Consider the following 22,432-nt stretch of genomic DNA (forward strand, 5'->3'; position numbering starts at 1 on the left):
ACTATTTCAGGCCGGGGTACAAGGGGTGCTTCTCGGCCAGAGCGGTCACGCGGGCCTTCAGGCCCTCCGCGTCGAAGCCCGGCTTGAGGGCCTCGGCGATGATGTCGGCGACCTCGCGGAAGTCGTCTTCCTGGAAGCCGCGCGTGGCGAGCGCCGGGGTGCCGATCCGCAGGCCCGAGGTGACCATCGGGGGGCGCGGGTCGTTCGGGACGGCGTTGCGGTTGACCGTGATGCCGACCTCGTGGAGGCGGTCCTCGGCCTGCTGGCCGTCAAGATCGGAGTTGCGCAGGTCCACCAGGACCAGGTGCACGTCGGTGCCGCCGGACAGGACGTCGACGCCGACGGCCTTCGCGTCGTCCTGCACCAGGCGCTCGGCCAGGATGCGGGCGCCGTCCAGGGTGCGCTGCTGGCGCTCCTTGAACTCCTCGGAGGCCGCGACCTTGAAGGAGACGGCCTTGGCCGCGATCACGTGCTCCAGGGGGCCGCCCTGGAAGCCGGGGAAGACCGCCGAGTTCAGCTTCTTCGCGAACTCCTTGCTGCGGGCCAGGATGACGCCGCCGCGCGGGCCGCCGAGCGTCTTGTGCGTGGTGGAGGTGACCACGTCCGCGTACGGCACCGGGTTGGGGTGCAGCCCGGCGGCGACGAGACCGGCGAAGTGCGCCATGTCGACCCACAGGTACGCGCCGACCTCGTCGGCGATGCGGCGGAACTCGGCGAAGTCCAGCTGACGCGGGTAGGCCGACCAGCCCGCGATGATCACCTTCGGGCTGTTCTCCTTGGCCAGGCGCTCGACCTCGGCCATGTCGACCAGGCCGGCCTCGTCCACGTGGTAGGGCACCACGTTGAACTGCTTGCCGGAGAAGTTCAGGCGCATGCCGTGGGTGAGGTGGCCGCCGTGCGCCAGGTCGAGGCCGAGGATCGTGTCGCCGGGCTTGGCGATCGCGAAGAGGGCGGCCTGGTTGGCGGAGGCGCCCGAGTGCGGCTGGACGTTGGCGTACTCGGCGCCGAACAGATCCTTGATGCGGTCGATCGCGATCTGCTCCGCGACGTCGACGTGCTCGCAGCCGCCGTAGTAGCGGCGGCCGGGGTAGCCCTCGGCGTACTTGTTGGTGAGGACCGTCCCCTGGGCCTCCATGACGGCGACCGGAGCGAAGTTCTCCGAGGCGATCATTTCCAGGGTGGACTGCTGGCGGTGGAGCTCGGCGTCGACGGCGGCGGCGACGTCCGGGTCCAGCTCGTGGAGAGGGGTGTTGAGAAGCGACATCACACGATCCCTATCGGTATGGGTCAGCCGGCGGCGAAGGCGGTGTACTCATCGGCGGAGAGCAGCTCGTCCTGCTCACCCGTGATGCGCACCTTGAACAGCCAACCGCCCTCGAACGGGGCGGAGTTGACCAGCGAGGGGTCGTCGACGACGTCCTGGTTCGCGGCGACGATCTCGCCGTTCACGGGGGAGTAGAGGTCGCTGACCGACTTGGTCGACTCCAGCTCGCCGCAGGTCTCGCCCGCGGTGACCGTGTCGCCGACCTCCGGAAGCTGCACGAAGACGACGTCACCGAGCGCGTTGGCCGCGTGCTCGGTGATGCCGACCGTCGCCACGCCGTCGGCGTCGGTGGCCGACAGCCACTCGTGCTCCTTGCTGTAACGCAGCTGCTGGGGGTTGCTCATGTCCTGAATTCTCCTGTACGCGGGTGGGTGCTGCGGAACGGGGACGGTGTGCGTGGGGTCACTTCTGTGGCGCCGGACGCCGTGCCCACGCGGGGCGCGTCGCTACGAGCGTCACTTCTGGCGCTTGTAGAACGGCAGGGCCACGACCTCGTACGGCTCGTGGCTGCCGCGGATGTCCACGCCGACGCCCGGCGTGCCCGGGGCCGCGTGCTCCGCGTCGACGTACGCCATCGCGATCGGCTTGCCGAGCGTCGGGGACGGGGCGCCGGAGGTGACCTCGCCGATGACCTTGCCGTCCGCGACCACCGGGAAGCCGGCGCGCGGGACGCGGCGGCCCTCGGCGATCAGGCCGACCAGCTTGCGCGGCGGGGCGGTCTCGGCGCGCTCGGCCGCGGCGGCGAGAGCGGCGCGGCCCACGAAATCCTCCGACCGCGACGTCTTCTCGAACTTCACGACCCGGCCGAGGCCCGCGTCGAACGGCGTGAGACCGGCGGTCAGCTCGTGCCCGTACAGCGGCATGCCCGCCTCAAGGCGCAGCGTGTCGCGGCAGGAGAGGCCGGCCGGGACCATGCCGACCGGCGTACCGGCCTCCATCAACGCGCCCCACAGCTTCTCCGCGTCGGCGGGGGAGACGAAGAGCTCGAAGCCGTCCTCGCCGGTGTAACCGGTGCGGGCGATGAGGGCGGGGACGCCCGCGACGGTGCCCGGCAGACCGGCGTAGTACTTCAGGCCGTCGAGGTCAGCGTCGGTGAGGGACTTCAGGATGCCGGGGGACTCCGGGCCCTGGACGGCGAGCAGCGCGTACGCCTCGCGGTCGTCGCGGACCTCGGCGTCGAACGCCTCGACGCGGGCGCTCAGCTCGTCAAGGACGGTCTGCGCGTTGGAGGCGTTGGCGACCACCATGTACTCGGGGGCCTCGGGTTCGCCGAGGCGGTAGACGATCAGGTCGTCCAGGATGCCGCCGTCCTCGGCGACGATCATCGTGTAGCGGGCGCGGCCGACACCGATGGAGCCGATGTTGCCGACCAGCGAGAAGTTCAGGAAGTCGACGGCCTCGGGTCCGGTGACCGTGATCTCGCCCATGTGCGAGAGATCGAAGAGACCGGCCTTGGTGCGCACGGCGTTGTGCTCGTCGCGCTCGCTGCCGTACCGCAGCGGCATGTCCCAGCCCGCGAAATCGGTCATCGTCGCGCCCAGCGACCGATGTACGGCGTCGAGGGCGGTCAGGCGGGCAGTGCTCATGAAGGAACTCCCAGGGCAGGACGGGCGAGGTCGATCCTCCCCATCTGTCATCGGAACCTGAGAGGTTCGCCGAGAGCGTCTCGACCTACGAGATGTCCCGGCTTGCACCTTGGGTGGGACCGCCGAAGGCGGCCCGCTTTTCAGATGTGCCTCGCCCGCGCGGTACGGGGCCTGAGAGATTCAAGGGAGGGACTTGCTCCTTCGGCGCCCCGGACACCCAGCGCATGCTGGCTCCGGAGACTCTCCCGCGCGGATTCAAACGGCCGGTATGGAGTTGGCGCGCACATCATTGCACGCGACTCTGTCCGGGGGGACCCGTGACCGGGCACGGATCACGCCGCCCCGAATGACCTTGTGCCGCATTACCTTCTCTTTACACTTGCCGGAGAAAGCAGTACGTGACCGCTATGGGGAGGCCGATCACGGTGCGCAGCAGGACCAGTGTGTATGCCACGACCACCGGAGTGGCGCTGCCCGCGCAGGCCACCGCCCCGGCCACGGAGGGCTGCGGCCCGCTCCCCGTCGCCGTCGTCCGCGACCTGCGCCGCCGGGCGGGACACGGCCCGCACCGCCTCACCTTCGACGAGGGCGACCTGGTCGTCGTCTCCGGGCTGCCCGGCAGCGGAAAGTCGACACTGATGCGCCAGGCCGTCACCGGCCCCCGCATCGACTCCCAGGACACCCGGGACCGCTGGGCCGGCCGCCTGCCGCGCCTGCTGCCGTACGCCCTCTACCGCCCCCTGGTCCGCCTCGTGCACTACGCGGGCCTTCGCCGCACCCTGCGCTCCGGGGCGAGCGTCGTCGTGCACGACTGCGGCACCCAGGCGTGGGTGCGCCGCTGGCTCGCCCGCGAGGCCGTCCGGCGCGGCGCCGCCCTGCACCTCGTCCTGCTCGACGTGCCCGTGGACACGGCGCTGCGGGGCCAGCGCGAACGCGGCCGCGGCGTCTCCCGGTACGCCTTCGCGCGCCACCGCAGGACCTTCGGGCGCCTCGTCGGCGCCGCCGAGCGCGGCGACCTGCCGCGCGGCTGCGGCTCGGCGGTGCTCCTCGACCGGGACGCGGCGCGGGTGCTGCGGGGGATCGCCTTCGACCGCGGGGGCGCCCGGCGCTAGGGTTCGAGCCGCAGGCAGAGCGGTCGCGAGCAGGGGTTGGACGGACAGATGGACTTTCCGGCGCAGGCACACGCCCATCCGCACGGCGGATGGCCGGGCAACGAACTGGAGGAGGTCCTCGCGGCCTCCCTCGGCGCCGACGCGTCGGCGGGCGCCCGCATCGTCGAGGTCCTCGGCCGCAGCCACATATGGATCCCGCTGCCGAACGGCGGCGGCCCCGACAGCGGCACCCTGGACCTGCCGACCCTGGAGATCGAGGGCCAGGCGTACGTCCCCGTCTTCAGCTCCGAGCAGCAGTTCCGCCAGGCGCTCGGCGACGCCGCCGACCGGATGGGCCGCACCGTCGCGCCCGCCGTCGAGTTCGCCCGCGGCCTCCCCCCGCAGCTGGGCGTCGCGCTGAACCCTGACGGCACCGTCGGCGTCCCGCTCCCGCCCGCCGCCGTCGCCGAGCTCGCCAGGGCCGGCCGCACCGAGCTCGACGGGCCCGCCACCGGAGGCCGGGTGCGCCTGTTCGAGCCGGACTGGCAGCACGATCCGGTGGACTTCCTGGCCGCCGCGGGCCAGGAGTTCGAGGCCGCCGGGGTCGTGCTCACCGCGCGCCGCTGCCTGGCGAGCGTCGAGACGGACGAGCCGACGCTCTTCGTCGGCGTCGAGCTGTCCAGCTGGGAGGGGAACGCCCGCGACCTGCCCATGGAGGCCCTCGGCCGCGCGCTCGGCCGGGTCCCGGTCCCGTGGCCGGTCAACCTCGTCCTGCTCGACGTGGCGCAGGACCCGGTGGGCGACTGGCTGCGCGCCCGGGTGCGGCCGTTCTACCAGCGCCCGGCCTGAGCGCCTGTCCTTGAGCGCCTGTGCCATCACCCCGGCGGCCCCCGGACACGGGGCGCGGTACGCATGGCCCTTCAGGGGTCGTACGTCAAGTCCGTGTCAGGATCGCCGCTTAAGCTGGTTCCATGACCGGGTCGGGGCACATCCGTGCCCGGCGACGGGATTCTCGGGTAGTTCGGGTGCGAAGCGAAGGGGCGGTTACGGGTGAGTGCGTCGGGCACGGCCGCGGGCGATGGGGTCTCCCCTGCACGAGCTGGTTCGAGCGCCCGGGGACAGGTCGAGCAGCTGCTGCGCCAGGTGACCCCGGGGCGCTACGACGCGTACGAGGCACTGCTGCGCGCCCTCGCCGCCGACCGCGTGTGGATGCTGCTCTGGCACGGCCAGGCCGGGTCCCCCGACGCCCAGTACGGGAACATGGAGGTCGAGGGCCTCGGCTACGCCCCCTGTGTGACCTCCGCCCAGGAGCTCTCCGCCAGTGGCTGGAACCGCAGCTATGAAGTGGTGCGCGGCATCGACGCCGCCCGCACCCTCTACCCCGACCACTACGGCCTCTGGCTCAACCCGCACGCGCCGGGCGGCGGCGTCGGTGTGCCCTGGCTCGATCTGCGCCGCATCGCCTCCGGCCTGGACCTGCTGCCCGCGGGGCCGCTGCGGCTCACCGAACCGGGCATCGAGATCCCGCAGTTCTACGCCCTCCTCACGCAGAACGCGCACCGTACCCCCGTCGTGCGCTCGCTGCGCCGCGCCTGGGTGCAGCCCGCGCTCGGGGCGCCATATCTGGCCATCGGCCTCGACGTGTACGACACGTCACCGCCGTCCGTCGACACGGTCCGCACGATGATGCAGCAGTCGATCCCCGCCGTCCCCGAGGGCCTGCCCGTCTCGACGGTCGCGATGTCCGACGAGGACGACCCGGTCGCGATGTGGCTGCGGGCCAACGCCCGCCCGTTCTACGACCGCGAGGCCCAGCCCGCTCCGGCGCCGGCCGGCGGTTACGGCTACCCGGCGCAGTACTGAGCAGCACGAAGCAGCCGGGGCAGCCGGGGCAGCGCTGAGCGGCACTGAGCAGCACCGACGGATGTGATGTCCGTTGTGATGCGGGTGGGGCCCTATGGGCTCCAGTGGCGCATTGCACCCCAACTGCCCCGTGTTCGACCCTCGTTCACTGGCGTCCGGATAACGGAACACCTCGATCAGCATCACGGTTGCGCATCCTTTCCCCGTCAAGTCTGGTAACAGATCGCGACGTGGATGAAGACTCCCGCTCCAAGGGGCCTTCGCCCCCTGTGTACGACGGACTGATCACGTCGCTACAGCGGCAAGTGCGGGCCGGTCACCACCGGTTGAGAGGGGTCCCTGCCACGATGACGGCACCATTGCATGACACACCTGCGGACGCGGACCCGACCGAGGACGTCGCTCCCGCAGTTGATGCAGGGGTGAAGAAGGTCGAGGGCCGGTCCCTCAAGCAGATCGCCTGGAACCGCCTGAAGCGGGACAAGGTCGCCCTCGCCGGCGGCATCACGGTGCTGGTGCTGGTGCTGGTCGCCGTCTTCGCGCCGCTGCTCGTGAGCCTCTTCGGCCACCCGCCCAACGACTTCCACCAGGAGAAGCTCGACGAGCTGACCGGCCTGCCCACCGGCTCCCTTGGCGGCGTGAGCGGCGACTTCCTCTTCGGGGTCGAGCCCAACAAGGGCCGCGACGTCTTCAGCCGGATCGTCTTCGGCGCGCGGATCTCGCTCCTTGTCGCCTTCCTCGCGGCCATCGTGGCCGTGGCGCTCGGCACCCTCTTCGGGATCATCGCCGGCTACTTCGGCGGCTGGATCGACGCGCTGATCAGCCGCGTGATGGACGTGCTGCTCTCGTTCCCGCAGCTGCTCTTCATCATCTCGCTGGTCTCCGTGCTCCCCGACGACCTGCTCGGCCTCGAAGGCACCAGCGTGCGCGTCGCGATCCTCGTGATGGTCATCGGCTTCTTCGGCTGGCCGTACGTCGGACGGATCGTCAGGGGGCAGACGCTTTCGCTCCGTGAGCGCGAGTACGTGGAGGCGGCCCGCAGCCTCGGCGGCGGCAAGCGCCACATCCTGTTCCGTGAACTGCTGCCCAACCTGGTCGCCCCCATCACCGTCTACGCGACGCTGATGATCCCGACCAACATCCTCACGGAGGCGGCCCTCAGCTTCCTCGGCGCCGGCGTCAAGCCGCCGACGGCCTCCTGGGGCGGCATGCTGCGCGACGCGCTCAAGACGTACGAGCACGACCCGATGTTCATGGTCTTCCCGGGCGTCACGATCTTCATCACCGTCCTGGCCTTCAACCTCTTCGGCGACGGGCTGCGCGATGCGCTCGACCCGAAGGGGACGCGCTAGAAGGTCCCAACTGGCTTGCCCCTGCCGCATGTCAGGTGGCTATAACCATGGTTCTCCGGCAGCACAAGGCCAGGGACCGCGATCTCGGAGGTTACGAGAAAATGCCCACAGGTTCCACGAAACGACGGCTCACCAGCGGTGCGGCCCTCGTCGTCGCGGCGCTGGTGACCACCACGGCGTGCGGCGGCGGTGACGGTGGCGACAGCGACTCCAAGGGTGCCGGCTACAACGCGGCACTGAACAAGATCGCCAACCCTTCGAAGAAGAAGGGAGGCACGCTGAAGATGGTCGGCAAGCAGGACCTCGACTCCGCCGACCCGCAGCGCGCCTACTACGGCATGACGTGGGACTTCATGCGCTTCTACACCCGGCAGCTGGTGACGTACGACACCAAGCCGGGCAAGGCGGGCACGAAGCTGGTCCCCGACCTCGCCACCTCCACGGCGAAGATCTCGGACGACGGCAAGACCTACACGTACAAGCTGCGTTCCGGTCTCACCTGGGAGGACGGCTCCAAGCTGACCTCCAAGGACATCAAGTACGGCATCGAGCGCGCCTGGGCGACGGACACCATCACCGGTGGTCCCGGCTACATCCGCCAGACGCTCGACCCGAAGAAGAAGTACAAGGGTCCCTACAAGGACAAGGGCGGCCTCGACGCGATCGAGACCCCCGACGACCAGACCATCATCTTCAAACTGCCCAAGCCCAACGGTGACTTCGAGCAGTTCCTGGCCATGCCCACCGGCTCGCCGGTGAAGGAGGCCAAGGACACCAAGGCCAAGTACACCCAGCGGCCGTTCTCCGCGGGCCCGTACAAGTTCCAGGAGTACAAGGCCGGCAAGAAGATCGTGCTGGTCCGCAACGACAAGTGGAAGAAGTCCTCGGACCCGATCCGCGCGGCGCTGCCCGACAAGATCGACGTGACGTTCTCCGCCAACCAGGAGGAGAACGACAAGAAGTTGATGGAAGGTGACTTCGACGTCGACATCAACGGCACGGGCATGACCCAGTCCGGCCGCGTCAGCGCCGTCACGGACCACCGCGGCAACGTCGACAACATGCACACGTCCTTCGTGCGCTACGTCGCGCTCATCCACAACGCGAAGCCGTTCGACAACGTGCACTGCCGCAAGGCCGTGTTCTACGCGACCGACTTCGCGAGCCTCCAGCAGACCCGCGGCGGCAAGGTCGCGGCCGGCGACATCGCCAACAGCACCTTCCCCGTGGCGATCCCGGGCTACAGCAAGTACGACCCGTACGGCGTGCTTGCGCGCAAGGGCAAGCCGGATGTCGCCAAGGCCAAGGACGAGCTGAAGCAGTGCGACAAGCCCGGCGGCTTCTCCACCAAGCTCACCGCCCGCAGCAACAACCCGGGTGAGGTCGACGCCGCCGAATCGCTGCAGCAGTCGCTCCAGAAGGTCGGCATCAAGGTCCAGGTCGACTCCCTCGACGGCGCCGACACCTCCAGCATCACCGGCTCGCCGTCCGTCGTGAAGAAGCGCGGCTACGGCATGACGATGAGCGGCTGGGGCCCGGACTTCCCGTCCGGCCAGGGCTACGCGCAGCCGCTGTTCGACAGCCGCTTCCTGATGCCGACCGGCAACTACAACGAGTCGCAGATCAAGGACAAGGGCATCGACGCGCTCTTCGACGAGGCGATCGCGAAGACCGACCCGGCCGAGGCGGGCGAGGTCTACAAGAAGCTCGACAAGAAGATCCTCGACCAGGCCGACTGGATGCCCTTCCTGTACGAGAAGAACATCACCTGGCGCGGGTCGCGGCTGACCAACGCCTACATGTCGGACGGCTACAACGGCCGTTACGACTACGCCTCGCTCGGCGTCGTCAAGTAACACCCGGCACCACCGGGCAACTCCCGCAAGGGATGCAGTAGTTGATTGTCCCACCGCCGCCGAATCCCGCCAGTCCGAAGGGCAGGTGATGGCCCCGGGCGATGGCCGGGACCCCTCACAAGGGGGCCCCGGCCACCGCCGGGCCGCGCACAGTGCTTGCTTATCTCATCCGGCGCCTGATCGCCGTAATCATCATGGTGCTGGTCGTACTGCTCGCGACCTTCACCGTCTTCTTCATGCTGCCCAAGTGGGCGGGACAGGACATCGCCGTCCTCTTCGCCGGCAAGGCCACCGGAGCCGAGCAGATCGAAGGCATCCGGACCAAACTGGGACTCGACGACCCGCTGCTCGTCCAGTTCTGGGAGTTCATCAAGGGCATCCCGATGGGGCGCGACTACGTCAACGGCAGTGACGTCACGCACTGCCCCGCGCCCTGCTTCGGCTACAGCTTCCGTACCGAGGCGCCCGTCTGGGAGACCCTGAAGGACGCCCTGCCCGTCACCGCCGCGCTCGCCGCCGGTGCCTGTGTCCTCTGGCTCGCCGCCGGTGTCGCCACCGGTGTCGTCTCCGCGCTCAAGCGGGGGTCCATCTGGGACCGCTCCGCGATGACCATCGCCCTCGGCGGTGTCTCGCTGCCCGTCTTCTTCACCGGCATGATCGCGATGGGCATCTTCGTCCACCAGCTCGGGTGGGTGAAGATCGCGGACAGCCTCAGTACCGAGGACTCGGCCGGGGTCTGGCTCCAGACCCTGATCCTTCCGTGGATCGTCCTCGCCTTCCTCAACGCCGCGATGTATGCCCGCCTCACCAGAGCCACCATGCTCGAAGTGCTCGGCGAGGACTACATCCGCACCGCGCGCGCCAAGGGACTCGGCGAGGCCGCCGTCATCCGCAAGCACGCGCTGCGCTCCGCGATGACGCCGATCCTCACCGTCTTCGGACTCGACCTCGGCGTCCTGATGGGCGGCGCCGTGCTCACCGAGTCCACGTTCAACCTGCCGGGGCTCGGCCTCGAAGCGGTCAGGGCCATCAGCAGCAAGGACCTGCCCGTCATTCTCGGCGTGACCCTGTGCGCGGCGCTCGCGATCGCCGTGGCCAACCTCGTCGTCGACCTTCTGTACGCCGTCATCGACCCGCGAGTGAGGCTGGGATGACCGAACTGTCCAAGAGCGGAGCAGCGGTGGGCGAGCCCGTCGCCGACTCGCCCGCTCCCTCCGCCTTCCTCGAGGTGCGCGACCTCAAGGTGCACTTCCCGACCGACGACGGCGTGGTCAAGTCCGTCGACGGGCTCAGCTTCCAGCTGGAGAAGGGCAAGACCCTCGGCATCGTGGGCGAGTCCGGATCCGGCAAGTCGGTCACCTCGCTCGGCATCCTCGGCCTGCACACCGCGGGCCAGTACGGCGCCCGCAGGGCACGGATCTCCGGTGAGATCTGGCTCGACGGCAAGGAGCTGCTGAGCGCGGACCCGAACGACGTGCGCAAGCTGCGCGGCCGTGAGATGGCGATGATCTTCCAGGACCCGCTCTCCGCGCTGCACCCGTACTACTCCATCGGCAAGCAGATCACCGAGGCGTACCGGGTCCACAACGACGTCGACAAGAAGACAGCCCGCAAGCGCGCCATCGAGATGCTCGACCGCGTCGGCATCCCGCAGCCCGACAAGCGCGTCGACTCCTACCCGCACGAGTTCTCCGGCGGTATGCGCCAGCGCGCGATGATCGCGATGGCGCTGGTCAACAACCCCGAGCTGCTCATCGCGGACGAGCCGACGACCGCCCTCGACGTGACCGTCCAGGCGCAGATCCTCGACCTCATCCGGGACCTGCAGAAGGAGTTCGGCTCCGCCGTCATCATGATCACGCACGACCTGGGCGTGGTCGCCGAGATGGCGGACGAGCTCCTGGTCATGTACGGCGGCCGGTGCGTCGAGCGCGGGACCGCGGAGAAGGTCTTCTACGAACCCCAGCACCCCTACACCTGGGGCCTGCTCGGCTCGATGCCGCGCATCGACCGCGAGGAGACCGAGCGGCTCATCCCGGTCAAGGGCTCCCCGCCCAGCCTGATCAACCTGCCGAACGGCTGCGCCTTCAACCCGCGCTGCCCCTACGCGGACATCCCCAAGGACCAGATCACCCGCCGCGAACGCCCCGAACTGCGCCTGGTCGCCGACGGGCACTACTCCGCCTGCCACATGTCGCAGGACGAGCGCACCCGGATCTGGACCGAAGAGATTGCGCCGAAGCTGTGAACGATGCCGCGAAGGACCGGAAAGACGCCAAAGACACCGCGAAGGGCCAGGAGATGACGATCCCGGCGCAGACGAAGGGCTCGCCCGAGCCGCTGCTCAAGGTCGACGGCCTGGTGAAGCACTTCCCCATCAAGAAGGGGCTGCTCCAGCGCCAGGTCGCGGCGGTGCAGGCGGTCGACGGGCTCTCCTTCGACGTACGCCCCGGTGAGACGCTCGGCGTGGTCGGCGAGTCCGGCTGCGGCAAGTCGACGATGGGCCGGCTGATCACGCGGCTGCTGGAACCGACGGGGGGCCGTGTCGAGTTCGAGGGCACGGACATCACGCACCTCAACACCGCCAAGATGCGTCCGCTCCGCCGCGACGTACAGATGATCTTCCAGGATCCGTATTCGTCGCTGAACCCCCGGCACACCATCGGCACGATCGTCGGCGCGCCCTTCAAGCTCCAGGGCGTCAAGCCCGAGGGTGGCGTGAAGAAGACCGTGCAGGAGATGCTGGAGCGCGTCGGGCTCAGCCCCGAGCACTACAACCGCTACCCGCACGAGTTCTCCGGCGGCCAGCGCCAGCGCATCGGCATCGCGCGGGCGCTGGCACTCAGGCCGAAGCTGGTCGTGGCCGACGAGCCGGTCTCCGCGCTCGACGTGTCCATCCAGGCGCAGGTGGTCAACCTGCTCGACGACCTCCAGGACGAGCTCGGCCTCACGTACGTGATCATCGCGCACGACCTCTCGGTCATCCGGCACGTCTCCGACCGCATCGCGGTGATGTACCTCGGCAAGATCGTGGAGCTGGCGGACCGCAAGGACCTCTACTCCACGCCGATGCACCCTTACACCAAGGCGCTGCTCTCCGCGGTGCCCGTGCCCGACCCCAAGCGGCGCGGCGTCAAGAGCGAGCGGATCCTGCTGCGCGGCGACGTCCCTTCGCCGATCGACCCGCCCGCCGGCTGCCGCTTCCACACGCGGTGCTGGAAGGCGACGGCGATCTGCGCGACGAAGGAGCCGCCGCTGACGGCGCTCGCCACCGGTCACCAGGTGGCGTGCCACCACCCGGAGAACGCCGAGGACCAGGCGCCGCAGGACACCGAGCTGCTTTCGGTGGCCAAGGAGGCGATCGAGGTGGTGACGGTGGTGCCGAAGGCGGCCGAGCCGGTCGCGGAGCCGGGGACCGCCGACGAGCCGGAGCCCGGCGCGAATCCGGAGCCCGTCGCGAAGGCCGACGCCGCGAAGACCGCCGCCGCGAAGGTCGAGGTCGCGAAGGCCGCCGTCGCGGAGGCCGAAGCGGCGAAGGGTGAGACCGCGAAGAGCGACACCGCCAAGGGTGACGCCGCGAAGGGCAAGGGCCAGAAGTCGACTGAGTCGTAAGGCAAGTTGACCCGGGCGAAGTACGCGTACCGGGTCATGTACATGCCCTGGCGGGAGAGTGCAGAGTCTGCGTGTCCGTTTCATCGGAACACGCGCGAAGGGATGACTCATGGCACTCTCCCGTTCGGCACGTCTGGGGGCACTGGCCACCGCCGCCGCCTCCTTCTGCCTGATAGCCGCCGCACCCGCGCCGCACCCCGGCTCCGACGGCATCGGTGACCCGTACTTCCCCAAGCTCGGCAACGGCGGCTTCGACGTCCGCCACTACGGCCTCGACGTGGCGTACAACCCCGACACCGACCGCCTCGACGGCCGCACCACGATCACCGCGCGCGCCACCCAGAACCTCTCGTCCTTCGACCTCGACCTCCAGAAGCTGGAGGTGACCGCGGTCGAAGTGAACGGCAGACGCGCCGATTCCACCCGCGAAGGCGACGAGCTCCGCATTAGCCCGCGCAGCCACCTGGGCAAGAACAAGACGTTCACCGCGACCGTCACCTACGGCGGCGTGCCCGAGGCGCTCAGCGGCCCCATCGTCTTCGGCTCCGACTACGGCTGGATGAAGACCACCGACGGCGTCTTCGTCGCCTGCGAGCCCAACGCCGCCTCGACCTGGTTCCCGTCCAGCGACCACCCCTCCGACAAGGCGGCCTTCGACATCCGCATCAAGGCACCCAAGGGCCTGACCGGGGTCTCCAACGGCCGCCTCGTCGGCACGTCCACCAAGGGCGGGCAGACCGTCGCCCACTGGCGCGAGACCAAACCCATGGCGACCTACCTGGCGACGGCCACCATCGGCAAGTTCGACGTGAAGCAGGGCAGGACCCCGGGCGGCATCCCGGTCTACGTCGCCATCGACCCCGTCCTCCAGAACAGCAACAACGTCGACGTGTACGGCGTCACGGCCGCGGTCACCGACTACTGGTCGAAGATCTTCGGGCCCTACCCCTTCGAGGAGACCGGCGCGATCGTCGACGACATGCCGCAGGCGGGCTTCTCCCTGGAGACCCAGACCAAGCCGGTCTACTCCGCGATCCGCAGCGAGTCGACCATCGCCCACGAACTCGCCCACCAGTGGTTCGGCGACTCCCTGTCGACCAGGACGTGGAACCACATCTGGCTCAACGAGGGCTTCGCGACCTACTCGCAGTGGCTGTGGAGCGAGCACAAGGGCACCCAGTCCGCCCACGACGCCTTCCTCGCGGGCTACAACTCGCGCCCCGCCGACTCCGCGTTCTGGCAGACCGTCGTCGGCGACCCGCAGCGCGACACGATGTTCGCCTCCGCCGTCTACCAGCGCGGCGCGATGACCCTCCAGGTCCTGCGCGAGCGCATCGGCGACAAGGCGTTCTTCGAGCTGCTCCCGGCCTGGACCGCGCAGCACCGGTACGGCAACGTCACGACCGACCAGTTCATCCGCCTCGCCGAGAAGATCTCGGGCAAGCAGCTCGACGGGCTCTTCCGGACCTGGCTCTTCACGAAGGGGAAGCCGGCGCTTCCTTCGAGCTGATCCGCCTCCTTTCCGTCCGTTCGTCCGTACTCCTCCAACGCTCCTTCAACTCTGTCATTGAAGTCCTTCTTGGGACTTTGCGGACATGGGCTCATGCAATGGGCTGGTCGCAGGGGTGCCGGAGGTCTCAAGTAGGGGTGAGGGCGGCACGGGAGGCGGGACGCGCGCGGGTAAGAATGGCGCGTGCTCCAGGATCTCTTCACCCCCTCCGTCCAGCACTCGCTCGACATCGTGGGGATCTTCGTCTTCGCGATCTCCGGCGCGCTGCTCGCCGTGCGCAAGAACTTCGACGTCTTCGGCATCGCCGTCCTCGCCGAGGTCACCGCGCTGGGCGGAGGGCTCTTCCGCGACCTGGTCATCGGGGCGGTGCCGCCGGCCGCGTTCACCGACCTCGGCTACTTCATCACCCCCCTCTTCGCGGCCGCGCTGGTCTTCTTCCTCCACCCGGAGGTGGAGCGCACCCAGCTCGCGGTGAACGTCTTCGACGCGGCGGGGCTCGGGCTCTTCTGCGTCTCGGGCACGACCAAGGCGTACGACTACGGCCTCGGCCTCACCGCGTCGGCAGCCCTCGGCCTGATGACCGCGGTGGGCGGCGGCGTGCTGCGCGACGTCGTCGCCAACGAAGTGCCCTCCCTGGTCCGCTGGGACCGCGACCTGTACGCCGTACCGGCCATCGTGGGCGCCACGATGGTCGCCCTGGCCATCCGGTTCGAGGAGCTGACGGCCGTCACCGGCGGTCTCGCCGCCGTGACGACGTTCGTGCTGCGGCTGCTCGCGCTGCACTACCACTGGCGGGCACCGCGCGCCTGGCACCGCCGCTCCACGGCGGTGGAGGCCGACGTGAAGGAGACACCCTAGGGCGGACAGGGGGGAGCGGGGGCACGAGAAAAGCTACCGCTCAGTAGTTTCCTGTTGTACGTTGCTCGGCATGGAAACGGCAGCAACGGCAGCGTCGGAGGCGTCGGCGTCCTACGCACCCGCATCGGCGTCCGCCCGCATCGGGGACAGCGAGTTCGACCGCGACACCGCGGTCACCCGGCGCGAGCCCGGCGTCTACGACACCGAGCTCTCCGCGGGCTGGACGATCATCAACGCCGTCAACGGCGGCTATCTCCTCGCCGTCATCGGCCGTGCGCTCGCGGACGCCCTCCCGCACGCCGACCCCTTCACCGTCTCCGCGCACTACCTCACCGCGTCGACCCCGGGGCCCGCGGTGATCCGCACGGAGGTGGCGCGCGGCGGCCGGTCGCTCTCCACCGGTCAGGCCTCGCTCCTCCAGTACGACGACGAGGGCCGCGAGGTCGAGCGGATCCGCGTCCTCGCCTCGTACGGAGACCTCGACGCGCTCCCCGACGACGTGCGCACGACTGCCGAACCGCCCGCCATCCCGCCGCTCGACCAGTGCTTCGGCGCGCAGGACGCCCCGGACCACCGCCCCGTGCCCGGCAGCTCGGCCATCGCCGACCGCCTCTTCCTCAAGCTCGACCCCGCCACGCTCGGCTGGGCGCTCGGGCAGCCGTCCGGCAAGGGGGAGATGCGGGCCTGGTTCGGTCTCGCGGACGGCCGCGACGCGGACCCCCTGTCGCTGCTGCTCGCCGTCGACGCGCTGCCGCCGACCGCCTTCGAGATGGGCCTCACCGGCTGGGTCCCGACGGTGGAGCTGACGGTCCACGTCCGCCACCGCCCCGCGCCGGGGCCGCTGCGCGTCGCGATCACCACCCGGAACCTCGCGGGCGGCTTCCTGGAGGAGGACGCGGAGGTCTGGGACAGCCGGGACCGCCTGGTGGCCCAGTCGCGGCAGCTGGCGCGGGTACGGCTGGGCTGAGGCCCTCACGCAGGGCTTCACGGAGCGGCCCTCCCCGGAGCCGGTGTGGGAGATCCTGAACGCGTGAAATCCGACCGGCTGCTCTCGATCCTGCTGCTGCTCCAGACCCGCGGGCGGGTCCCCGCGCACGAGCTCGCGGAGCGGCTCGAAGTCTCCGTGCGCACCATCTACCGGGACATCGAGGCCCTGTCCGCCTCCGGCGTCCCGGTCTACGCCGAGCGGGGCAGGCGCGGCGGCATCGAGCTGCTCGCCGGGTTCCGCACCGACGTGACGGGGCTGACGGCGGACGAGTCGCGGGCGCTGTTCATCCTCGCCGCGCAGGGCGCGCACGCCGCGCTCGGCCTGGACGACGCGCTCGGCTCCGCGCTGCGCAAGGTCATGGCCGCGCTGCCCGCGCCGCACCGGCCGGCCGCCGAGCTGACGAGCCGCCGCATCCTGGTGGACGCCTCGCGCTGGATGCGGGGGCCGCTGCCCGCGGTCGACCTGGACGTGTTGCAGGACGCGGTCTTCGCCGACCGGCGGCTGCGGCTGGTCTACCGGCACAGCGGGGACCCCGAGGCGACGACGTACACCGTCGACCCCTACGGCCTCGTCTGCAAGGCGGGCGTCTGGTACCTCGTCGCCGACCGGGGCGGCGCCCCGCACCTCTTCCGCGCCGACCGGGTGCTCTCGGCGACGCTCACCGACGACGCGGTGCTCCGCCGCGCCGGGGCCGAACTCGCCGACGTGTGGGCGGTGTTGAAGCGCCGGGTCGAGGACCGCCCGAACGGCGTCGAGGTGACGGTCCGGGTGCGGCGCGTACGCCTCGACCGCTTCCTGCGCCTCAACAGCCCCGCCGTCACCGGGTGGCCCGAGGGTGCGGACGGGAGTGAGTGGGTCACCGTCCGGCTCGCCTACGGGGTCCTTGGTGAGGCGAAGATGCTGCTGCCCTTCGCCGACGACGTCGAGGTGCTCTCGCCGCCCGAGGCACGCGAGCTGCTCGCCAGGACGGCGGCCTCGGTCACCGAGTTGTACGGCCCGGGAGGAAACGGCCCAGCTGCGCGGTGAGTTCGGCGGGCGCGTCCTCCTGTACGAGGTGTCCGGCGCCCTCGATCAGGCGCAGCTCGGCGCCGGGGATCAGCCCGGCCAGCTCGTGGCCGCGCTCCGGCGGTACCCAGGTGTCGTCGGCGCCCCAGCAGATCAGCACGGGCAGCAGCAACTCCCCGTACCTGCCCTGGATCTCGTCGGTGTAGCGCTGGTCGTTCTGCTCGATCTGCCGGTAGAACGCGGGCCTGCCCTCCTCGGTGCACCAGGGCGCGATGAGCCGGTCGAGGACCGCGGGGCGCAGTCCGCGGTGGCTCGCCGACGACACGTACTCGCGCACCAGTGCCTCGTGCAGCTGGGGCGGAAGCTGCCCGAAGACGTCGGCGTGCGCGCCGAGCAGCCGGTACGTGGGAGTGCCCCAGGGGGCGAGCGCCACCGGGTCGACGAGGGCGAGGCGTTCGTAGTCGGTGCCGTGCAGCAGGTGCGCCCGCAGCGCGACGCAGCCGCCGAAGTCGTGGGCCACCACGGCGGGCCTGCGCAGCTCCCAGTGGTCGAGCAGTTCGGTGAGGACCCCGGCCTGCGCGGCGAGCGTCACGTCCTGCCCGGCCCGCATCTCCGAGGCGCCGTATCCCGGCAGGTCCCATACGTACACGCGGTGGTCGAGGGAGAGCGCGCGGGCGACCGCGCGCCAGACGTACGACGAGAAGGGCGTGCCGTGGACGAGGACGACGGGCGGGGCGTCGGCGGGGCCCAGGACGGCCCAGCGGACCGTGCCGGTGGCGGCGGCGAAGGTGCGGTCGAGGTGCCAGGGGTCATGGGCGTCGACTGTCATGAGCGTAAGGCTAGTAGCTCCTTACGGGAGAGTCGAGGGGGTTCGGACGTTCAGGGGGTCGGCGGTGTCGAGGGGGTGTCCCGCCAGTGCAGGCGGCCCAGGCCGATGAGGCGCAGCTGCCTGCGGGCGACATCGGCCACCCGTGCCTCCTGTGCGGTGCCGGGACCCGCGTCCAGGAGCGCCGACGCGGTCATCACCATGTGGTCGACGTACATTCCGGCCAGCATCAGCAGATCGTCCTCGGTCCACCGCGAGGTCGGCTCCTCGCGGGCGAACTGCTCCGCCACCTCCCGTGCGAACAGGGCGAGCTGGGCGCCGATCGCGTCCCGCACCGCCCGCACCCCGCCGTGCCGCTCGCGGGCGATGAAGCGGACGTGGGCCGGGTGCGCCCGGACGTATCCCGCTATCAGCTCGACCGTGCCCGTGATGCGTTGCTCGCTGTCGCCGGTCTCCGACGCGAGCATCGCGGTGAGGGTCGTGTGCAGGCTGCCGAGGGTGTCCTCGACCAGGGACACGCCGAGGTCGGCGGTGTCGCGGAAGTGCCGGTAGAAGGCGGTGGGCGCGACACCTACGGCCCTGGTGACCTCGCGCAGGCCCAGGCTGCTGAGGCTCTGCTCCTCCAGCAGCTGGAGAGCCGCGTCGAGGAGGGCCCGCCGGGTCTTCTGCTTCTGGGCCTGCCGGGCGCCGAGGATGTGACTCATGCCATGCAGTTAACAACTGTTCTCCGAGTTTTGAAAGCCGGAGAAGGAGTACTCTCTAAGTCAGTGAACAACTGTAACCACAAGCGTTCACCGAACGAGAGGGTTCTCATGCTGTTCCTTGTCGCCGCCCTTCTGCTGCTGGGTGTCGCCATGGGTTCCGTGGCTCACGCCCCGCTTCCGGTCAGCCTCGTCGCGGCCGCGGTCATCGGCGTATGGCTCATGGTCTTCGCACTCCGCGAGCGCCACACGCGCCACACGCGGCACCGCTGAACCATCTTCCGGCGCGGCTGAACCATCGTCCGGCGCCGCTGAGCCATCCTCGGCACCGCTGATCCGCTCCGCATGACACCTCCACCTGTCAGGAGTCGCACCATGGCACTCACCGCAGAACGCACCACCGAGACCTCCGAGGCCTCCGAGACCCCCGAGACCGCCGCGACGCGCCCCACGGGGCGCCGGGACACCGACGGCATGGCCGTCGCCTCCTTCGTCCTCGGCCTGCTCGGGCTGCTCGTCCTGAACATCTTCCTCGGCCCCGTCGCGATCGTCCTCGCGGGCATCGCCCTGTGGCGCGGCACCGCCCGGAAGGGCCGCGCGCTGCTCGGACTCGGGCTCGGTGTGGCCGACCTCGTCGTGCTCGGCGTGCTCGTCTCGATGGACCACACGGTGTCCTGGGGTCTCGCAGGCTGATACCGCCGGGGCGTAGGGCCGCGCGGGACTCGTAGAATCGTGCGCACCATGGCCTACCTCGACCACGCAGCGACCACTCCGATGCTCCCGGAGGCGATCGCGGCGATGACCGCGCAGATCGCCGCCACCGGCAACGCCTCCTCGCTGCACGCGGCGGGGCGGCGGGCGCGACGCACCGTCGAGGAGGCCCGCGAGTCGCTCGCCGAGTCGCTCGGCGCGCGCCCCAGCGAGACCGTCTTCACCTCCGGCGGCACCGAGGCGGACAACCTCGCCGTCAAGGGCCTGTACTGGGCGCGGCGCGACGCGGAACCCGCCCGCACCCGGGTGCTCGCCAGCCCCGTCGAGCACCACGCCGTCCTCGACGCCGTGCACTGGCTCGGTGAGCACGAGGGTGCCACCGTCGAGTACCTGCCGGTCGACCGGCACGGCCGCGTGCACCCCGAAGCCCTGCGCGAAGCCATCGCCCGCAACCCCGACGACGTCGCCCTGGCCACCGTCATGTGGGCCAACAACGAGATCGGCACCATCATGCCGATCCGTGAGCTGGCCGATGTCGCCCAGGAGTTCGGCGTCCCGCTGCACGCCGACGCCGTGCAGGCCTACGGCCAGATCCCCGTCGACTTCGGCGCCTCCGGGCTCGCCGCGATGACCGTTTCCGGTCACAAGGTGGGCGGTCCCTACGGCATCGGCGCGCTGCTGCTCGGCCGCGAGTACAGCCCCGTGCCCGTGCTGCACGGCGGCGGCCAGGAGCGGCACGTGCGCTCCGGGACGCTGGACGTGCCCGCCATCGCGGCGTTCGCCGTCGCGGGGGAGTACGCCGCGGCCCGCCGCGAGCAGTTCGCCGCCGAGGTCGGGGCGCTCCGCGACGACCTGGTGGCCGCCGTCCGCTCGGTGGTCCCCGAGGCGATCCTCGGCGGCGATCCCGCCCCGGAGGGCCGGCTCCCCGCCAACGCGCACTTCACCTTCCCCGGCTGCGAGGGCGACTCCCTCCTGCTGCTCCTCGACGCGCAGGGCATCGAGTGCTCCACCGGCTCCGCGTGCACGGCGGGCATCGCCCAGCCGAGCCACGTCCTGCTCGCCACCGGCACCGACCCGGACCTCGCCCGCTCCACCCTCCGCTTCTCGCTCGGCCACACGTCGACGAAGGCGGACGTCGACGCGGTGGCGGCGGCGATCGGCCCGGCGGTCGAACGGGCGCGGTCGGCGGGGCTCAGCTAGGGCTTCCCGGCCCGCTTCTTCGCGGGTGGCCGGTCGAGCCGGTCCCGCGCCTCCCGCACCAGGCGTATGTACCGGTCCCAGTCCCAGTAGGGGCCCGGGTCCGTGTGGTCCGTGCCCGGCACCTCGACGTGCCCGACGATGTGCTCGCGGTCCACCGGAAAGTCGTAGCGCTTGCATATCCCGGCGGTGAGCCGCGCCGAGGCCGCGTACATCGCGTCCGTGAACGACGACCTCTTGTCGACGAAGCCCTCGTGCTCGATGCCGATGCTCCGTTCGTTCCAGCTCCTGTTGCCCGCGTGGAACGCCACGTCCAGCTCGCGGATCATCTGCGCGACGTGCCCGTCCTTGCGCACCACGTAGTGCGCGGCGGCGCCGTGCGCCGGGTCCTTGAAGACCCGCAGCGCCGTCTGGTACCCGCCCTGGACGACGTGGATCACGACACGGTCGATGGTGTAGTCGTCGGGGCGGTCCGCGCGCCGCCAGTTGTAGTCGGAGGCGGCGATCCACTGCGCGCCCCGGGCGTCGACCTCGCCCTCCTTGCGGCGCTTGACCACGCCCGGCAGCCGCCACCACAGCCGCCCCAGCTCGTCCTTGGCGAGGACCACCGTCCCGACGGCCGCCGCGGCGCCGCCGATCAGCAGGGTGCGCCGGTCCACCCCGCGCCGCCCCGGCTGCCCGCCCGCGCCCTCGGTTTCTTCCCCCATATGATCGTCAACGCTTACTCACGGGCATCCGGTTCCCGTCTCCCCGTACCCTGTGAGAGCTATGACTTTGACCGAGACCCCGCAGCGTCCCCAGCGCCCCCTCCGTGTCCTCGCCGCCATGTCCGGCGGCGTGGACTCAGCCGTCGCCGCCGCCCGTGCCGCCGAAGCCGGCCACGACGTGACGGGAGTGCACCTCGCGCTCTCGGCGAACCCCCAATCGTTCCGCACGGGCGCGCGGGGCTGTTGCACCATCGAGGACTCGCGCGACGCCCGCCGCGCCGCGGACGTCATCGGCATCCCGTTCTACGTCTGGGACCTCGCCGAGCGGTTCCGCGAGGACGTGGTCGAGGACTTCGTCGCCGAGTACGAGGCGGGGCGCACCCCCAACCCGTGCCTGCGCTGCAACGAGAAGATCAAGTTCGCCGCGCTCCTGGACAAGGCCCTCGCCCTCGGCTTCGACGCGGTCGTCACCGGCCACTACGCCCAGGTGATCGTCCGCGAGGACGGCACCCGCGAGCTGCACCGCGCCTCCGACATGGCCAAGGACCAGAGCTACGTCCTGGGCGTCCTCGACGACCGCCAGCTCGCCCACGCGATGTTCCCCCTGGGCGACACGGTCACCACCAAGGAGGAGATCCGCGCGGAGGCCGAGCGCCGGGGCCTCGCGGTGGCCAAGAAGCCCGACAGCCACGACATCTGCTTCATCGCCGACGGCGACACCCAGGGCTTCCTCGCCGCCCGCCTCGGCAAGGCGGAGGGCGACATCGTGGACGAGTCCGGTGCGGTCCTCGGCTCCCACGAGGGGGCGTACGGCTACACGATCGGCCAGCGCAAGGGCCTGCGCATCGGCACCCCCGCGCCCGACGGCAAGCCGCGCTATGTCCTGGACATCTCCCCGGTGAACAACACGGTGACGGTCGGCCCCGCCGCCGCGCTCGACGTGACGGGCCTCACGGCCATCAAGCCCCGCTGGTGCGGCGCGGCGCCCACCGGCCCCGGCACGTACACCGCCCAGCTGCGGGCCCACGGCGGCGAGACGGAGGTCACCGCGGAGCTCGTCGACGGCACCTTGAACGTCTCGTTCGCCGAGCCGGTCCGCGGTGTCGCCCCCGGCCAGGCGATCGTGCTCTACGACGGCACGCGCGTGGTCGGCTCGGCGACGATCGCGACTACGGAGCGGGTGGCGGCGGCGGCCTGACGCGTTCCCGGCAGCCCGAGCGGCCCCGAACGCCGCGCCGACTTTCT

22 protein-coding genes and 2 riboswitches are annotated in these 22,432 nt (G+C 70.6%); of the genes, 16 read left to right on the plus strand and 6 right to left on the minus strand.

Translation table 11 applies throughout. The features are described 5' to 3' along the window. Position 1: 1 nt before the first annotated feature. From glyA to gcvT, 3 genes are all read right to left on the minus strand, one after another. Positions 2–1,264, minus strand: a complete 1,263-nt coding sequence (gene glyA, locus AC07DI_RS29360) for a serine hydroxymethyltransferase (RefSeq protein ID WP_384249684.1) — start codon at positions 1,262–1,264, stop codon at positions 2–4. Positions 1,265–1,287: 23 nt separating this feature from the next. Then, complete coding sequence (gene gcvH, locus AC07DI_RS29365; protein ID WP_384249686.1) at positions 1,288–1,668, minus strand: glycine cleavage system protein GcvH; 381 nt, start codon at positions 1,666–1,668, stop codon at positions 1,288–1,290. A 111-nt stretch (positions 1,669–1,779) separates the two neighbouring features. Continuing rightward, a complete protein-coding gene (gene gcvT, locus AC07DI_RS29370; protein ID WP_478907133.1) occupies positions 1,780–2,910 on the minus strand; it encodes a glycine cleavage system aminomethyltransferase GcvT in 1,131 nt (376 codons plus the stop codon). Between the two features lie 34 nt (positions 2,911–2,944). Further along, a riboswitch (glycine riboswitch) is annotated at positions 2,945–3,060 on the minus strand. Then, positions 3,061–3,168: riboswitch (glycine riboswitch) on the minus strand. 149 nt (positions 3,169–3,317) lie between these two features. Between gcvT and AC07DI_RS29375 the strand changes: the two genes are divergently transcribed. The 12 genes from AC07DI_RS29375 to AC07DI_RS29430 all read left to right on the plus strand — a co-directional run bounded on the left by AC07DI_RS29375 (position 3,318) and on the right by AC07DI_RS29430 (position 17,066). Beyond that, complete coding sequence (locus tag AC07DI_RS29375; RefSeq protein WP_478907267.1) at positions 3,318–4,022, plus strand: AAA family ATPase; 705 nt, start codon at positions 3,318–3,320, stop codon at positions 4,020–4,022. Positions 4,023–4,070: 48 nt separating this feature from the next. Beyond that, entirely contained in the window at positions 4,071–4,850 is a 780-nt protein-coding gene (locus AC07DI_RS29380; protein ID WP_384249691.1) for an enhanced serine sensitivity protein SseB, read from the plus strand. Between the two features lie 282 nt (positions 4,851–5,132). Further along, positions 5,133–5,864, plus strand: a complete 732-nt coding sequence (locus AC07DI_RS29385) for an enhanced serine sensitivity protein SseB C-terminal domain-containing protein (RefSeq protein ID WP_384250196.1) — start codon at positions 5,133–5,135, stop codon at positions 5,862–5,864. A gap of 347 nt (positions 5,865–6,211) precedes the next feature. Beyond that, the gene (locus AC07DI_RS29390; RefSeq protein WP_478907135.1) at positions 6,212–7,216 is read left to right on the plus strand and encodes an ABC transporter permease; all 1,005 of its coding nucleotides are present in this window, start codon (positions 6,212–6,214) and stop codon (positions 7,214–7,216) included. Positions 7,217–7,317: 101 nt separating this feature from the next. Next, positions 7,318–9,072 (plus strand): ABC transporter substrate-binding protein, encoded by a 1,755-nt coding sequence (locus AC07DI_RS29395; RefSeq protein WP_478907137.1) that lies wholly within the window; start codon positions 7,318–7,320, stop codon positions 9,070–9,072. 152 nt (positions 9,073–9,224) lie between these two features. After that, the gene (locus tag AC07DI_RS29400; RefSeq protein ID WP_384249698.1) at positions 9,225–10,226 is read left to right on the plus strand and encodes an ABC transporter permease; all 1,002 of its coding nucleotides are present in this window, start codon (positions 9,225–9,227) and stop codon (positions 10,224–10,226) included. Continuing rightward, positions 10,223–11,320 carry an ABC transporter ATP-binding protein gene (locus tag AC07DI_RS29405; protein WP_384249701.1) on the plus strand — a complete coding sequence of 366 codons (1,098 nt, stop codon included), beginning with the start codon at positions 10,223–10,225 and terminating at the stop codon, positions 11,318–11,320. The genes AC07DI_RS29400 and AC07DI_RS29405 overlap by 4 nt, the downstream gene beginning before the upstream one ends. A gap of 53 nt (positions 11,321–11,373) precedes the next feature. Further along, complete coding sequence (locus AC07DI_RS29410; protein ID WP_478907269.1) at positions 11,374–12,684, plus strand: ABC transporter ATP-binding protein; 1,311 nt, start codon at positions 11,374–11,376, stop codon at positions 12,682–12,684. Positions 12,685–12,793: 109 nt separating this feature from the next. Further along, complete coding sequence (locus AC07DI_RS29415) at positions 12,794–14,194, plus strand: M1 family metallopeptidase (RefSeq protein ID WP_478907140.1); 1,401 nt, start codon at positions 12,794–12,796, stop codon at positions 14,192–14,194. Positions 14,195–14,377: 183 nt separating this feature from the next. Beyond that, positions 14,378–15,052, plus strand: coding sequence for a trimeric intracellular cation channel family protein (locus tag AC07DI_RS29420; protein ID WP_478907142.1), 675 nt, complete (start codon positions 14,378–14,380; stop codon positions 15,050–15,052). A gap of 70 nt (positions 15,053–15,122) precedes the next feature. Next, positions 15,123–16,019 (plus strand): thioesterase family protein, encoded by an 897-nt coding sequence (locus AC07DI_RS29425; protein ID WP_478907144.1) that lies wholly within the window; start codon positions 15,123–15,125, stop codon positions 16,017–16,019. Positions 16,020–16,082: 63 nt separating this feature from the next. Then, entirely contained in the window at positions 16,083–17,066 is a 984-nt protein-coding gene (locus AC07DI_RS29430; protein ID WP_478907147.1) for a helix-turn-helix transcriptional regulator, read from the plus strand. Here AC07DI_RS29430 and AC07DI_RS29435 read toward each other — a convergent pair. Together AC07DI_RS29435 and AC07DI_RS29440 are read right to left on the minus strand one after the other, a co-directional pair. Continuing rightward, complete coding sequence (locus AC07DI_RS29435; protein ID WP_478907149.1) at positions 17,020–17,874, minus strand: alpha/beta fold hydrolase; 855 nt, start codon at positions 17,872–17,874, stop codon at positions 17,020–17,022. The two genes, AC07DI_RS29430 and AC07DI_RS29435, sit on opposite strands and share 47 nt — an antisense overlap. Positions 17,875–17,924: 50 nt before the next feature. Then, on the minus strand, positions 17,925–18,575 hold the full coding sequence (locus AC07DI_RS29440; RefSeq protein ID WP_384249716.1) for a TetR family transcriptional regulator: 651 nt from the start codon (positions 18,573–18,575) through the stop codon (positions 17,925–17,927). A gap of 108 nt (positions 18,576–18,683) precedes the next feature. Here AC07DI_RS29440 and AC07DI_RS29445 point away from each other — a divergent pair, with 108 nt between their 5' ends. The 3 genes from AC07DI_RS29445 to AC07DI_RS29455 all read left to right on the plus strand — a co-directional run bounded on the left by AC07DI_RS29445 (position 18,684) and on the right by AC07DI_RS29455 (position 20,483). Then, on the plus strand, positions 18,684–18,845 hold the full coding sequence (locus AC07DI_RS29445; protein WP_384249718.1) for a hypothetical protein: 162 nt from the start codon (positions 18,684–18,686) through the stop codon (positions 18,843–18,845). Positions 18,846–18,947: 102 nt separating this feature from the next. Beyond that, positions 18,948–19,265 carry a hypothetical protein gene (locus AC07DI_RS29450; RefSeq protein ID WP_478907152.1) on the plus strand — a complete coding sequence of 106 codons (318 nt, stop codon included), beginning with the start codon at positions 18,948–18,950 and terminating at the stop codon, positions 19,263–19,265. A 48-nt stretch (positions 19,266–19,313) separates the two neighbouring features. Further along, complete coding sequence (locus AC07DI_RS29455) at positions 19,314–20,483, plus strand: cysteine desulfurase family protein (protein WP_478907154.1); 1,170 nt, start codon at positions 19,314–19,316, stop codon at positions 20,481–20,483. Here AC07DI_RS29455 and AC07DI_RS29460 read toward each other — a convergent pair. Then, positions 20,480–21,187 (minus strand): N-acetylmuramoyl-L-alanine amidase, encoded by a 708-nt coding sequence (locus AC07DI_RS29460; RefSeq protein ID WP_478907156.1) that lies wholly within the window; start codon positions 21,185–21,187, stop codon positions 20,480–20,482. The two genes, AC07DI_RS29455 and AC07DI_RS29460, sit on opposite strands and share 4 nt — an antisense overlap. A gap of 67 nt (positions 21,188–21,254) precedes the next feature. Here AC07DI_RS29460 and mnmA point away from each other — a divergent pair, with 67 nt between their 5' ends. Further along, a complete protein-coding gene (gene mnmA / locus AC07DI_RS29465; protein ID WP_478907271.1) occupies positions 21,255–22,385 on the plus strand; it encodes a tRNA 2-thiouridine(34) synthase MnmA in 1,131 nt (376 codons plus the stop codon). The last annotated feature ends 47 nt before the right edge of the window (positions 22,386–22,432 follow it).

It is taken from the genome of Streptomyces sp. NPDC044106, from assembly GCF_056433985.1.

Coding starts and splice junctions, on each gene's coding strand:
- AC07DI_RS29415 (WP_478907140.1), top strand. CDS start 12,794: ATGGCACTCTCCCGTTCGGCACGTCTGGGGGCACTGGCCACCGCCGCC.
- gcvH (WP_384249686.1), bottom strand. CDS start 1,668: ATGAGCAACCCCCAGCAGCTGCGTTACAGCAAGGAGCACGAGTGGCTG.
- AC07DI_RS29390 (WP_478907135.1), top strand. CDS start 6,212: ATGACGGCACCATTGCATGACACACCTGCGGACGCGGACCCGACCGAG.
- AC07DI_RS29405 (WP_384249701.1), top strand. CDS start 10,223: ATGACCGAACTGTCCAAGAGCGGAGCAGCGGTGGGCGAGCCCGTCGCC.
- AC07DI_RS29380 (WP_384249691.1), top strand. CDS start 4,071: ATGGACTTTCCGGCGCAGGCACACGCCCATCCGCACGGCGGATGGCCG.
- AC07DI_RS29460 (WP_478907156.1), bottom strand. CDS start 21,187: ATGGGGGAAGAAACCGAGGGCGCGGGCGGGCAGCCGGGGCGGCGCGGG.
- AC07DI_RS29455 (WP_478907154.1), top strand. CDS start 19,314: ATGGCCTACCTCGACCACGCAGCGACCACTCCGATGCTCCCGGAGGCG.
- AC07DI_RS29445 (WP_384249718.1), top strand. CDS start 18,684: ATGCTGTTCCTTGTCGCCGCCCTTCTGCTGCTGGGTGTCGCCATGGGT.
- AC07DI_RS29450 (WP_478907152.1), top strand. CDS start 18,948: ATGGCACTCACCGCAGAACGCACCACCGAGACCTCCGAGGCCTCCGAG.
- glyA (WP_384249684.1), bottom strand. CDS start 1,264: ATGTCGCTTCTCAACACCCCTCTCCACGAGCTGGACCCGGACGTCGCC.
- AC07DI_RS29435 (WP_478907149.1), bottom strand. CDS start 17,874: ATGACAGTCGACGCCCATGACCCCTGGCACCTCGACCGCACCTTCGCC.
- AC07DI_RS29395 (WP_478907137.1), top strand. CDS start 7,318: ATGCCCACAGGTTCCACGAAACGACGGCTCACCAGCGGTGCGGCCCTC.
- AC07DI_RS29440 (WP_384249716.1), bottom strand. CDS start 18,575: ATGAGTCACATCCTCGGCGCCCGGCAGGCCCAGAAGCAGAAGACCCGG.
- gcvT (WP_478907133.1), bottom strand. CDS start 2,910: ATGAGCACTGCCCGCCTGACCGCCCTCGACGCCGTACATCGGTCGCTG.
- AC07DI_RS29425 (WP_478907144.1), top strand. CDS start 15,123: ATGGAAACGGCAGCAACGGCAGCGTCGGAGGCGTCGGCGTCCTACGCA.
- AC07DI_RS29375 (WP_478907267.1), top strand. CDS start 3,318: ATGGGGAGGCCGATCACGGTGCGCAGCAGGACCAGTGTGTATGCCACG.
- AC07DI_RS29410 (WP_478907269.1), top strand. CDS start 11,374: ATGACGATCCCGGCGCAGACGAAGGGCTCGCCCGAGCCGCTGCTCAAG.